Genomic DNA, 12,924 nt, shown 5'->3' with positions numbered 1-12,924 from the left:
CAGGTGGCGGTCCAGGAAAACCGTTTGAAATTCACCACTCTGCGACGCGAACCTGTCACGGCTTGTCAGCGCTCATCTCCGCTCCCCCCTCCCCTGACACGAGCAACTGGGACGTCATGCAGATTCAAGACCTTCCGTATTCCGATCCGGGCGTCCCCGACGCACGTTCGGGCCCGCGATTCCTCTGGTGGCTGTGGCGGAACCAGCTGGGCGGACAGCTGAAGTCGCTCGCCTGGGGCCTGTTGCACTTCGTCTCCGTCTCGGCCCTGCCCTTCTGCGTCGGCCTCGCCGTCCAGGCCGTCGTCGACCGCTCCGGCACCCGGCTGGCCCTGACGGGTGGTCTGATGCTGCTGTGCGGCACGGGCATCGCCCTCGGCGACACCTTCCTGCACCGGACCGCCGTCACCAACTGGATCACGGCCGCCGCGCGCGTCCAGCAACTGCTGGCCCGCAAGGCCGCCCGACTGGGCTCCGCCCTGACCCGGCGGGTGGCCGCCGGCGAGGTGGTGGCCGTCTCCACCGGTGACGTCGAGAAGATCGGCTGGTTCGTCGAGGCCGTCTCCCGGTTCACCGCGGCCGCCCTGACGGTCGTCGTGGTCTGTGTGGGCCTCCTCGTCTACCAGCCCGCCCTGGGCGTGGTCGTCGCCGTCGGACTGCCCGTGGTGGCCCTCGCGGTGCTGCCGCTGCTGCCCCGCGCGACGCGCCGCGCCGACGTCCAGCGCGAGAAGGCGGGCCGGGCCACCGAGCTGGCCTCGGACACGGTCGCCGGACTGCGGGTGCTCCGCGGCATCGGCGGCGAGGAGCTGTTCCTCGACCGCTACCGCCGGGCCTCGCAGGAGGTACGGCACGCCGCGGTGCACAGCGCCCGGATGTGGTCGCTGATCTCCGCGATCCAGGTGCTGCTGCCCGGACTGCTGCTGATCGCCGTCGTCTGGCACGGCATCCACCTGGCCCGCCAGGGCCGCATCACCGTCGGCGAACTCGTCACCGTCTACAGCGCGGTCATGGTCCTCAACTACCCGCTGCGGCACTTCGAGGAGATCGCCATGGCGTACTCCTTCTCGCGCCCTTCGGCCAAGCGGGCGGCCCGCGTGCTGTCGCTGGAGCGGTCCACCGCCACCGAGGGCACCCGCGAGGCGGAGGTGCCGGGTGGCGACCTGTACGACCCCGGCACCGGTCTGCTGGCTCCCGCCGGCCGTCTCACCGCCGTGGTCTGCGGCGACCCGGACGCGGCGGGCCGGCTCGCGGAGCGGCTGGGCGGCCATCCCGCCGAGCCGGGCCGCTCGGCGCTGCTCGGCGGGGTGCCCCTGGACGAACTGCCCCTGGACAGCGCCCGTACCGCCGTCCTCGTGCAGGACAAGGATCCGGTGCTGCTGTCGGGCACCCTGCGCGAACTGCTCGGCGTGCCCGCCTCCGGAACCGTACGGGCCGCGGACGCGCTGGAGGCGGCGCAGTGCGGCGACGTCCTGGACGCGCTCGTCCAGGGATCGGTGGGCGCCGCGGACCCGATGGACGCCCGTATCACCGAGCGCGGGCGCTCCCTGTCCGGGGGCCAGCGCCAGCGGCTCGCGCTGGCCCGGTCGCTGATCACCGACCCGGAGGTGCTGGTGCTGGACGAGCCGACCTCCGCGGTCGACTCGCACACCGAGGCGCGGATCGCGGAGGGGCTGCGCCGGCTGCGCTCGGGGCGCACGACCGTGGTGTTCACCTCCTCACCGCTGGTGCTCGACCGCGCGGACCGGGTCGCCCTGGTCCACGAGGGCGAGGTCGTGGCGGTCGGCGGGCACCGCGAACTGATCCTCGATGAGCCGCGGTACCGGGCCGTGGTCACGCGGGAGACGGACGACGAACTGGCCTCGGCCGACCAGGGCGCCCTGGTGGGCGCGCGGCAGGAGCTGGAAGAGATCGAGGAGAGCGCATGATCGGCGTTGCGCCACCGGCGTACGACCCGGCGGCCCCGACGACCGCCACCACCCTGCCCGTCGGTGCGGCGGCGACCGTACGGGCCTACACCACCGAGCTGTTCCGTCGGCACCGCCGGGCCTTCCTGCTTCTCATCGCGGTCAACACGGTGGCCGTGATCGCGTCCATGGTGGGGCCGTACCTGCTCGGCGGCCTGGTCGAGCGGGTGTCCGACGGGGCCCGGGAGCTTCATCTCGGCCTGACCACCGGTCTGTTCGTGCTCGCGCTCGCCGTCCAGGCCGTGTTCGTACGGCAGGTACGGCTGCGGGGCGCGATGCTCGGTGAGCGGATGCTGGCCGACCTGCGCGAGGACTTCCTCGTCCGGTCGGTCGGCCTGCCGCCGGGCGTGCTGGAACGGGCGGGCACCGGTGACCTGCTCTCCCGCATCACCACCGACATCGACCGCCTGGCCAACGCGATGCGCGAGGCCGTGCCCCAGCTGGCCATCGGCGTGGTGTGGGCCCTGCTGCTGCTCGGCGGGCTCGTGGTGACGGCACCGCCGCTGGCGGCCGCCGTACTGCTCGCCGTGCCCGTGCTGGTGGCCGGGTGCCGCTGGTACTTCAGGCGGGCACCCTCCGGCTACCGCTCCGAGGCCGCCGGATACGCGGCGGTCGCCGCCGCGCTCGCCGAGACGGTGGACGCCGGCCACACCATCGAGGCGCACCGGCTCGGTGACCGCCGCGTCGCCCTGTCGGAGCGGCGGATCAAGGAGTGGACGGCCTGGGAACGGTACACGCTCTGGCTGCGGTCGGTGCTCTTCCCGGTCATCAACGCCGTGCACGTCATCGTGCTGGGCTCGGTCCTGATGGTCGGCGGGGTGTTCGTCCTGCACGGCTGGATCGGGGTGGGCCGGCTGACCACGGGCGCCCTGATCGCGCAGATGCTCGTCGACCCGGTGAACCTGATCCTGCGCTGGTACGACGAGGTGCAGGTCGCCCAGGTGTCGCTGGCCCGCCTGGTCGGTGTGCGGGACATCGAGCCGGACGCCGGGGACGCCTCGCTGGCGCCGGACGGGCGGGACGTGCACGCCGAGCAGGTGCACTTCGGCTACCGCGAGGGCGTCGACGTGCTGCGCGAGGTGTCCCTGGAGGTCGCCCCGGGCACCCGGCTGGCCCTGGTCGGCCCGTCGGGCGCGGGCAAGTCCACCCTCGGCAGGCTGCTCGCCGGGATCTACGCGCCGCGGAACGGCCGGGTCACCCTGGGCGGCGCGGAGCTTTCCCGGATGCCGGCGGAACGCGTCCGCTCGCACGTCGCCCTCGTCAACCAGGAACACCACGTCTTCGTGGGCTCCCTGCGCGACAACCTCCTGCTGGCCCGCACCGGTGCCACGGACGCCGAGCTGTGGGCCGCCCTGGGCGCGGTGGACGCAGATCCCTGGGCGCGGGCGCTGGACGACGGCCTGGACACCGAGGTCGGCTCCGGCGGACTCGCGCTGACCCCGGCCCAGGCCCAGCAGATCGCGTTGGCCCGACTGGTGCTCGCCGATCCGCACACCCTGGTGCTGGACGAGGCGACCTCGCTCCTCGACCCGCGCGCGGCCCGGCATCTGGAACGCTCCCTGGCCCGCGTCCTGGACGGCCGCACCGTGGTCGCCATCGCCCACCGCCTGCACACCGCGCATGACGCCGACGTGATCGCCGTAGTGGAGAACGGCCGCATCAGCGAGCTGGGCAGCCATGACGAGCTGGTCACCGCGGGCGGCGCGTACGCCGCGCTGTGGCAGTCCTGGCACGGGTGAGGAACCGCCGACCGGTACGACGGCGAGGCCCCCATCCGCAACGCCTCGCCCCGCGCTCCCCACGGCGCTGCCGCCGACCGCGCCCGGCCCAGCACCGCCGCGCGCCCGGGCCGCGACGACCGGAACGCGGGACGGGGCGGTCGGGGCGGGGCGGGAGGGCATGTGGCAGGACCTGCCGGTGCCTGAGATGCGCGGAGCCGCGCCGGACTCCACCAGCGCTCGACACGCGCCGCCTGCGGGGGAAGGCGTGCGGCGGAACCCGCCGAGGATTGAGGTGGGCGGATCGCAGCAGGCGGCGCGCGGTGGAAGCCGCCGAGGCCAGGACGTCCGCGCCGCAGCGGGCCGGCGAACGGCCGGGCCCTGCCGACGCTTCAGCACTCGGGTCACGGCGACACGGCGCGCGCCGGACTCCACCAGCGCTTGAGATGCGCGGGTTGTGGTGGGGCGGTGTGGGGTGGAGGGCGCCCGGACGGCCGGGGACGGCGTTTCGTGGAGTGCGTCGGCGATCGGGGCGGCCAGGAGGGGGCGGCGGGTGCGCGCTGGGGTCTGCCCGGTGCCGGTGCATGAGTGGTCGCCCTGACCGGCGTCCGTGCCGTTGCGCGGTCCCGAGCAGGGGTGGAAGGCTGGAGAACGGCACAGGCTCGGGGAACGCCCCGGAACCACCCGGTCCGCGGCGTGTGACACCCGTGCCGCGCGTGCCGACGGCCCGCCGCCCATCGCGGTGGCACACGGCCGTCCTCACCACCTGGAGGTACTCGTGGACAGCGCCGACGGCTGGGGGGACGACGTCTACCAGCCCGATCCCTCGGAGATCCGGGAGGACTCGGGGGTGCTCGACGTCGAGGACACACTGGACTTCGACGGCGTGGACGACCCGCTCGACCGCGGCTGGTCCCCTCCGGAGCGCCCTTGGGCGGTGGAGCACCGCGGGGTGACGGCGGCCGAACGCCAGGCGGGCGAGACCCTCGACCAGCGGCTCGCCGAGGAACTGCCCGACCTCGACGCGCCCGACGGCGACGGCCTCGGTGACTGCACGGGAACCGACGGGGAACTCCTCGACAACGAGGTCGGCCACCTCCGCTCCGGCCGGCTGGTGGCCCCGGACGAGGGAGCGCACGAGGACGAGGAGGCAGCCCTCGTCGCCACCGACGTCGGCATCGACGGCGCCGCCGCCTCCGCCGAGGAGGCCGCGATGCACATCGTCGACGAGGACTCCCTGTCCGGCTGACCCGCACGAGGAGCCGCCATGCAGGAGGACAAGCACCCCGACTACCACCCCGTCGTCTTTCGTGACCGCGCCGCCGGCTACGCGTTTCTGACCCGCTCGACCGCGCGGAGCGAGCAGACCATCGAGTGGGACGACGGCCGGACCTACCCGGTGATCGACGTGGAGATCTCCTCGGAGAGCCACCCCTTCTACACGGGCAGGGCCCGCACCGTCGACACCGAAGGCCGCATCGCCCGTTTCGAGCGCCGGTACGGCGGGGCCGACGCAGGCGACGCGACCTGATCCGGAGCGGTGCCCCGGGGCAGGTGACGGGTGCCTCAGATCACGTTGAGGGCCGCCGCGCAGCCCACTCCGCCGAGCAGCATGAACACGGGCATCAGCACCTTCAGCTCCACCCAGCTTCCGGCGCGGAACCGCATCGCCTTCGGCGGTCCCACGGGGTACCAGCGCTTGCGGCCCAAGGGGATCGGCCACAGGATCGGGCAGCCCGACACCGTCAGCGCGTCCCCGATGTCGTGCACCAGGGCGCCGAGCACGATCGGCAGTCCGAGCCACAGGTACTCCTGCCCCGGCGCGGTGAAGAGCCAGTCGGAGCCGTTGCCCGGCTTGTCCAGGATGCCCGCGAGAATCCATGCGCTGGTCCCGGCCAGCAGCCAGACCAGGACATCGCTGCTGGAGCCGCGCGCCGCCCGCCACAACAGGCCCTCGATCGCCAGCACCATGTGCACGAACAGGATCGCCAGCACCGCCCAGCGGCCCCCTGTGATCGCCGCCGCCGAGCAGCCGGCGCCGATCAGGACCGCCCACACCCAGGTGTGCGTCAACGTGCGGTGGCCGCCCGAGCGACGCGGGTCGCCCTTCATCCTGGTCGCCTTGTAGACGGCGTACGACAGCTTGTCCACGACCTCACAGGTCCAGCGCGAGATCGGCCCGAAGGCGCGCGAGATGGTGGCCGCCTTGTGGTCGAGGTCCGGGGCGAGCGCGGCGCCCGCGCAGATCAGAGCGCCGACGAGGAGCACCGGCCAGGGCATGGGGCGCCCGGCCGCGGCGGCGGCCGCTCCGACGCCGAGCCAGGCCGCGGCCCCCGACAGTGAGTGTGCTGGTCCCATCATGGCCGCTTCCCGCCCCGTTCCTCGTGTGTCGCTGTCCAGTTGACCTGGTGCGCCGACCCTGCGTCGGCGTCACAGCGTAGCGGTCGTGATCTTCGTGCCCGCAGCCGATTCCCTTCTCGGGGACGAGGCCAGGCAAGATGGGTGCGTGACCCTCATCGATCAGCTGCCGCCGACCGCCGACCCCGACGCCCTGTACGAAGCCTTCGAGTCGTGGGCGCAGGAGCGTGGCCTCACCCTCTATCCGCATCAGGAGGAGGCGCTGATCGAGGTGGTCTCCGGGGCGAACGTGATCGTCTCGACGCCCACCGGCTCCGGCAAGAGCATGATCGCCGCCGGTGCGCACTTCGCCGCCCTGGCCCGGGACGAGGTCACCTTCTACACGGCCCCGATCAAGGCGCTGGTGTCGGAGAAGTTCTTCGAGCTGTGCAAGCTCTTCGGCACCGAGAACGTCGGCATGCTCACCGGCGACGCCTCCGTGAACGCCGACGCTCCCGTGATCTGCTGCACCGCCGAGGTGCTGGCCTCGATCGCACTGCGCGACGGCAAGCACGCGGACGTCGGCCAGGTCGTCATGGACGAGTTCCACTTCTACGCCGAGGGCGACCGCGGCTGGGCCTGGCAGATCCCGATCCTGGAACTGCCCCAGGCGCAGTTCATCCTGATGTCAGCCACTTTGGGCGATGTGTCCTTCTTCGAGAAGGACCTCACCCGCCGCACCGGCCGCCCCACCGCGGTGGTCCGCTCGGCGACCCGACCGGTGCCCCTCTCCTACGAGTACCAGCTCACGCCGCTCACCGAGACGCTCACCGACCTGCTGGAGAGCAAGCAGGCGCCGGTGTACATCGTGCACTTCACACAGGCGCAGGCCGTGGAGCGGGCGCAGGCGCTGATGAGCATCAACATGTGCTCGCGTGAGGAGAAGGACCAGATCGCGGAGTTGATCGGCAACTTCCGCTTCACCACCAAGTTCGGCCGCAACCTCTCCCGTTACGTCCGGCACGGCATCGGTGTGCACCACGCCGGCATGCTGCCCAAGTACCGGCGTCTGGTGGAGAAGCTCGCCCAGGCCGGTCTGCTGAAGGTCATCTGCGGCACGGACACGCTCGGTGTGGGCGTCAACGTGCCCATCCGCACGGTGCTGTTCACGGCGCTGACCAAGTACGACGGCAGCAGGGTGCGCACCCTGCGGGCCCGTGAGTTCCACCAGATCGCCGGCCGGGCCGGCCGGGCCGGCTTCGACACGGCGGGGCTCGTCGTCGCGCAGGCACCGGAGCACGTCATCGAGAACGAGAAGGCGCTGGCGAAGGCGGGCGACGACCCGAAGAAGCGGCGCAAGGTGGTGCGCAAGAAGGCGCCGGAGGGCTTTGTCGGCTGGACGGAGAACACCTTCCAGAAGCTGATCGAGTCGGAGCCGGAGCCGCTGACCTCGCGCTTCCGGGTGACACACACGATGCTGCTGTCGGTGATCGCCCGCCCGGGCAACGCGTTCGAGGCGATGCGTCACCTTCTGGAGGACAACCACGAGCCGCGCAGGCAGCAGCTCAGGCACATCCGCCGGGCGATCGCGATCTACCGCTCGCTGCTCGACGGCGGGATCGTGGAGAAGCTCGACAAGCCGGACGCCGAGGGCCGGATCGTCCGGCTCACGGTCGACCTCCAGCAGGACTTCGCGCTCAACCAGCCGCTGTCCACCTTCGCACTCGCCTCGTTCGAACTCCTCGACCCCGAGTCGCCGTCCTACGCCCTCGACATGGTGTCCGTCGTCGAGTCCACCCTGGACGATCCGCGGCAGATCCTCGTCGCCCAGCAGAACAAGGCGCGCGGTGAGGCCGTGGCCGCGATGAAGGCGGACGGCGTCGAGTACGAGGAGCGCATGGAGCGCCTCCAGGACATCACCTACCCGAAGCCGCTGGAAGAGCTGCTCTTCCACGCGTACAACACCTACCGCAAGAGCCACCCGTGGGTCGGCGACCACCCCCTGTCGCCGAAGTCCGTCATCCGGGACATGTACGAACGGGCGATGTCCTTCACGGAGTTGGTCTCCTTCTACGAGCTGGCCCGGACCGAGGGCATCGTCCTGCGCTACCTGGCCAGCGCCTACAAGACTCTCGATCACACCATCCCGGACGACCTGAAGTCCGAGGACCTGCAGGACCTCATCGAGTGGCTCGGCGAGATGGTGCGCCAGGTGGACTCCAGCCTGCTGGACGAGTGGGAGCAGCTCGCGAACCCGGAGGAGATGACCGCCGAAGAGGCCCAGGAGAAGGCCGACGAGGTCAAGCCGGTCACCGCCAACGCACGCGCCTTCCGGGTCCTGGTCCGCAACGCGATGTTCCGCCGCGTGGAACTGGCCGCCCTCGACCAGGTCGAGGAGCTGGGCGAGATGGACGCCGAGTCGGGCTGGGACGCCGACGCCTGGGGCGAGGCGATGGACAAGTACTGGGACGAGTACGACGACCTGGGCACCGGTCCCGACGCCCGCGGCCCCAAGCTGCTGGTCATCAAGGAGGAGCCGGAGAACGGACTCTGGCGCGTCCGTCAGATCTTCGACGACCCGAACGGCGACCACGACTGGGGCATCAGCGCGGAGATCGACCTCGCGGCCTCGGACGCCGAGGGCCGTGCCGTCGTCCGCGTCACCGACGTGGGCCAACTCTGAGCCGCTGCCGAACAGTTGTGAGCCAAGGAGAATCCCACCGATGACAAACCCGGCCGAGAGACTGGTCGACCTGCTCGACCTGGAGCAGATCGAGGTCAACATCTTCCGTGGCCGAAGCCCGCAGGAGTCGCTGCAGCGGGTCTTCGGCGGCCAGGTGGCGGGCCAGGCGCTGGTCGCCGCCGGCCGCACCACGGACGGCGACCGCCCGGTGCACTCGCTGCACGCGTATTTCCTGCGCCCGGGCCGCCCGGGCGTGCCGATCGTGTACCAGGTCGAGCGCGTCCGCGACGGCCGGTCGTTCACCACGCGCCGGGTCACGGCCGTGCAGCAGGGCCGCACGATCTTCAATCTGACCGCCTCCTTCCACAAGCCCGAGGAAGGACCGTTCGAGCACCAGCTGCCGCCGGCCCGCGAGGTGCCGGACCCGGAGTCGCTGCCCACGGTCACCGAGGAGATCCGCGAGCATCTGGGCGCGCTGCCGGAACGGTTGGAGCGAATGGCGCGCCGGCAGCCCTTCGACATCCGCTATGTCGACCGGCTGCGCTGGAACGCCGAGGACATCGAGGGGGCCGAGCCGCGCAGCGCCGTGTGGATGCGCGCGGTCGGACCGCTGGGTGACGACCCGCTGGTCCACACGTGCGCGCTGACCTACGCCAGTGACATGACCCTCCTGGACGCGGTCCGCATCCCGATCGAACCGCTGTGGGGTCCGCGGAACTTCGACATGGCGTCGCTGGACCACGCCATGTGGTTCCACCGGCCGTTCCGCGCGGACGAGTGGTTCCTGTACGACCAGGAGTCGCCCATCGCGGTGGGCGGCCGGGGGCTTGCCCGGGGTCGCATCTACAACCTCTCAGGGCAACTGATCGTGTCCGTGGTGCAGGAGGGGCTGTTCCGCAAGCTGGGCTGACCTGGAGGCCATCGGGGACCCGGAGTTCCGGCGACTGATCGACGTCGCGATCAACCGGCGGACGGCTGTGGGTGGAGGAGGAGCAGGGCGATGTCGTCGTTGCGGGTACCGGTGTGCGGGTGGTCGTGGATGAGGAGGTCGGCCAGGGTGTCCATGGGCTGGTGCGGGGCTCGTGCGAGGTGGCCGGCGAGGGCTGCTGCGGCGTCTTCGAGGTCGGTGCCAGGCGTTTCGATGAGGCCGTCGGTGTAGAAGGCCAGCACGCAGTCGGGCGGCAGGGGGAGCTCGGTGGCCTGGTAGTCGGTGGCGGGGTCGATGCCGAGCAGCAGGCCGCGTGGGATGCGCAGGACCTCGGTGTGGCCGTCGGGGTGGCGCAGGAGCGGGGGTGGGTGGCCGGCGGTGGCCAGCTGGGCGCGGTGGCGTTCGAGGTCGAGTTGAGCGTAGAGGCAGCTGGTGAACAGGCCGGGGTCGAGGTCGGTGAGCAGACGGTTGGTGCGCGCGAGGACTTCGCCGGGTGGTGCGCCGGCGGTGGCGTGGACGGCGGTGCGTACCTGCCCCATGAGGGCGGCGGCAGTCATGTTGTGGCCTTGGACGTCACCGATGGTGGCGGCGACCGTGGTGGCGTCGAGGCGGATGAGGTCGTAGAAGTCGCCCCCGATCTCCATGCCGTGGGTCGCGGGCAGATAGCGGGCGGCCACTTCCAGGCCGGGCACGGTCGGCAGGGTGGCGGGAAGCAGGCCGGTCTGCAGGCTGCGGGCGAGTTGGTGTTTCGCGTCGTACAGGCGAGCGCGGTCCAGGGCCTGGGCGATCAGGCCGGCGAGGGAGGTGAGGACGGCCCGCTCGTCGGGCGTGAAGGGGTGGGGCTGGTCGTAGGAGACGACGCAGCAGCCGACGGGCCGGCCGGAGACGATCAGCGGCAGGAACGCCCACGCGGCCCTGTGTGTCCGCCGCGGGATGTCCGCGTTGAGGCGTGCCATTTCGCGGGGGGAGCCGAAGAACAGCGGAACCCCTGTGGTCACAGCGCGCACGGTGGGGGCTGCCCGGTCTCTGAAAGGGGGGAGGTCGAGGCGGGCGAGGACCTCGGGACGGTATCCGCGGTGGCCGACGATACGCAGCCGGCCTCCCTCGGTCACGGAGACGACGAAGCCCTGGGCGTGAAAGGCGGGCAGGATGTGGTCGGCGGCCTGCTCCACCACGTCTTGTACGGTGACGGCTTCGGTGAGCGTGGCGGCCAAGCGCATCAGTTCGTACACACCGCCTGCCTCGGCCGACGGGGCGTCGCGTCGCCTTCGCCCGTGTCCCGGAGGGGCGGCTCGGGTGGTGCTGACACCCGGGACGATGCAGACGCTGGTGCCGGAGGCATCCGGGCTCAGCAGGAGGTCCAGCCGCCGCCCGGCCGGGCCCAGCGTCGTGAAGGAAGTGGGCCGGCGGCCGATCACCGCGGTCCGGTAACGGTCTTCGAAGGCGGGGTCCTCCAGCCAGGGCAGCGCCTCCCACAGCAGTGCCCCGAGCAGCTCCGGAACGCTGCTGCCGACCAGGTCGGCGGCAGCGGCGCTGACGAAGGTGATGCGTCCTTCCTGATCCAGTGCGATGCAGCCTTCCGAGAGCCGGTTGACGAAGTCCACCGCGGCCAGCGCTTCTGCCGGCCCGGCCGTCCGGGCAGGAAGCGAGACCGTCATGTGGAGGGGGCGCTTGGGCGGCGGCGGGTGCCCGCCGTCGGCGGACTGCTGCAGGAGCACGCCCAAACGGTCACAGGCGGCAGCCAGCACCTCGCGTTCGTGCGCGCTCGGGTTTCCGGGACGGGAGCCGGGCCACAGGAGTACCAGACCGCCCCATACCGTGGCGCCGGTCGTGACGGGAGCGGCAGCCAGCGCCACGTCGTAGGGCATCACGAGTGAGACCGTTGGGTAGCGGCTCGCCAGCTCCGTCTGGCTGGCAACCCACACGATGCGCCGTTCACGCACCGCGTCGGCCACGGGGCCTGACGCGGACAACGGCAGCCGGGCCCAGAGAGCGGCGATCTTCGCAGGTACTCCGCCCACCACGGCCAGCCGCAGCACCTGCTCGCCCGGCGACAGCAGGTAGACCAAGCTCGCGGAGGCGCCCGTTTCCCGCACCGCCTCGGCAAGAGCGGGCTCCAGCAGCTCCACCCCGGATGCGCCGTCCCCCGCGTCCCGGCCCGCTGTCCCCCACGCATCCGTTCCGGAAGCACGCGGGCGTCCGAAGCGGCTCCGGGCCGCCCCACCGCTGACCCCGAAGCTGGCTCCGATCCGCGCCCAGCTGACGCCGGCCTGCCGGTCGGCGAGCACCGCCTGCCGGACCAGTTGCTCGGCCAGTCCGGGAACGTCGGCCACCGCGGCGCAGAGGCACCCCGTCGTAGCCCCCGGCGCTGGGAACAAAGGATCCGCCTGTTGCGTCACCGCCTGTGCCCCGGCCAGCAACTCCGCGCCCGCGCGGAGCATCGCCTGCCGAGCCTGCGCCGCAGCCCGCCATCGACGCCGCGCCCGCCATGCTGCCTGCCGATGCGCCGGGCAGCAGTACCGTCGGTTACGGGCAGACTGATCCGGTAGCGGCACGCGACACCACCCGCACCGGACATCACCCATATGCGCACAATACGCCCGCAAAGGGAGACGCGGGGTACGGATGATCACCGCGCGGGACAGCCCTCACCGGTCGACGGTGTTCGTACGACGTCCAGTCACGGGAGGAGCTGCTTGCACCCCCTGTCTTCGGGTACAGCGATGGAATGAGGATGGTCTCCGCAGCGTGCAGAACTCACTGAAAGCGATGTGTTCGTGACCCGTCTCGACGGCCCCGGCGGCGACCGTGTGGAGGGACCGGGCGATGGCCCGGACGCCGTCGCGCTGGAGATCGCCGATGCCGTGGAGAGTCTCACGAACCTGTGGTCGCTGGCCGCGCAGGAGGCGGCCCTGCGCCTGTCCTTGCACCAGCTGCGGGCGCTGCGGACTCTTCAGGCGGCACCGGGGCTGAACCTCACCGCCCTGGCCGAGGGGCTGGACATAGGGCTTCCCACGGCCAGTCGGCTCTGTGACCGGTTGGAGGCGGCGGGGATGCTGGAGCGCGCGCTGCATCCGCAGAAGCGCCGCGAGGTCCGGCTGAGTCTCACCGCGCAGGGACGCCGTGTACTGGACGATGTGGCGGAGCGGCGGGTCCAGGCTCTGACGGCCGCGCTGACGGCCATGGAACCGGCGGAGCGCTCGGCGCTGAGCCGCGGTATGAAGGCCTTTCTCGCCGCTCAGGGCGGAGCGCCGCTCCCGCCGGGAGAGCAGCCGCCGGACGCCCGGTGACCGGGGT

The 12,924-nt window shown here is 71.9% G+C and carries 9 protein-coding genes; 7 read left to right on the top strand and 2 right to left on the bottom strand.

Features of this window, described 5'->3' with window-relative positions:
• Positions 1–116 precede the first annotated feature (116 nt).
• From ABT171_RS14510 to ABT171_RS14495, 4 genes are all read left to right on the top strand, one after another.
• Positions 117–1,922 (top strand): ABC transporter transmembrane domain-containing protein, encoded by a 1,806-nt coding sequence (locus tag ABT171_RS14510; RefSeq protein ID WP_351243408.1) that lies wholly within the window; start codon positions 117–119, stop codon positions 1,920–1,922.
• On the top strand, positions 1,919–3,700 hold the full coding sequence (locus tag ABT171_RS14505) for an ABC transporter ATP-binding protein (RefSeq protein WP_351243406.1): 1,782 nt from the start codon (positions 1,919–1,921) through the stop codon (positions 3,698–3,700). The genes ABT171_RS14510 and ABT171_RS14505 overlap by 4 nt, the downstream gene beginning before the upstream one ends.
• Before the next feature lie 757 nt (positions 3,701–4,457).
• Positions 4,458–4,928: a DUF5709 domain-containing protein gene (locus ABT171_RS14500; RefSeq protein ID WP_351243404.1), complete on the top strand. Its 471-nt coding sequence runs from the start codon at positions 4,458–4,460 to the stop codon at positions 4,926–4,928.
• 18 nt (positions 4,929–4,946) lie between these two features.
• On the top strand, positions 4,947–5,210 hold the full coding sequence (locus tag ABT171_RS14495) for a type B 50S ribosomal protein L31 (protein ID WP_351243402.1): 264 nt from the start codon (positions 4,947–4,949) through the stop codon (positions 5,208–5,210).
• Between the two features lie 35 nt (positions 5,211–5,245).
• Here ABT171_RS14495 and ABT171_RS14490 read toward each other — a convergent pair whose 3' ends face one another.
• A complete protein-coding gene (locus ABT171_RS14490) occupies positions 5,246–6,040 on the bottom strand; it encodes a metal-dependent hydrolase (RefSeq protein ID WP_351243400.1) in 795 nt (264 codons plus the stop codon).
• A gap of 145 nt (positions 6,041–6,185) precedes the next feature.
• Here ABT171_RS14490 and ABT171_RS14485 point away from each other — a divergent pair, with 145 nt between their 5' ends.
• Both ABT171_RS14485 and ABT171_RS14480 read left to right on the top strand, forming a co-directional pair.
• Positions 6,186–8,699: a DEAD/DEAH box helicase gene (locus tag ABT171_RS14485; protein WP_351243398.1), complete on the top strand. Its 2,514-nt coding sequence runs from the start codon at positions 6,186–6,188 to the stop codon at positions 8,697–8,699.
• Between the two features lie 40 nt (positions 8,700–8,739).
• Positions 8,740–9,609, top strand: a complete 870-nt coding sequence (locus ABT171_RS14480; protein WP_351243396.1) for an acyl-CoA thioesterase — start codon at positions 8,740–8,742, stop codon at positions 9,607–9,609.
• A gap of 50 nt (positions 9,610–9,659) precedes the next feature.
• Here the strand turns inward: ABT171_RS14480 and ABT171_RS14475 are convergent, their stop codons facing one another.
• Complete coding sequence (locus ABT171_RS14475) at positions 9,660–12,068, bottom strand: SpoIIE family protein phosphatase (RefSeq protein ID WP_503075165.1); 2,409 nt, start codon at positions 12,066–12,068, stop codon at positions 9,660–9,662.
• 336 nt (positions 12,069–12,404) lie between these two features.
• Between ABT171_RS14475 and ABT171_RS14470 the strand changes: the two genes are divergently transcribed.
• Positions 12,405–12,917 (top strand): MarR family winged helix-turn-helix transcriptional regulator, encoded by a 513-nt coding sequence (locus ABT171_RS14470; RefSeq protein ID WP_351243392.1) that lies wholly within the window; start codon positions 12,405–12,407, stop codon positions 12,915–12,917.
• The last annotated feature ends 7 nt before the right edge of the window (positions 12,918–12,924 follow it).

This window comes from Streptomyces sp. NPDC001851 (assembly GCF_040297165.1).
In the GTDB taxonomy this organism is placed as follows: domain Bacteria; phylum Actinomycetota; class Actinomycetes; order Streptomycetales; family Streptomycetaceae; genus Streptomyces.
Note: the sequence above shows the minus strand (reverse complement) of the source record. Positions and strands in the feature narration are given on the sequence as shown.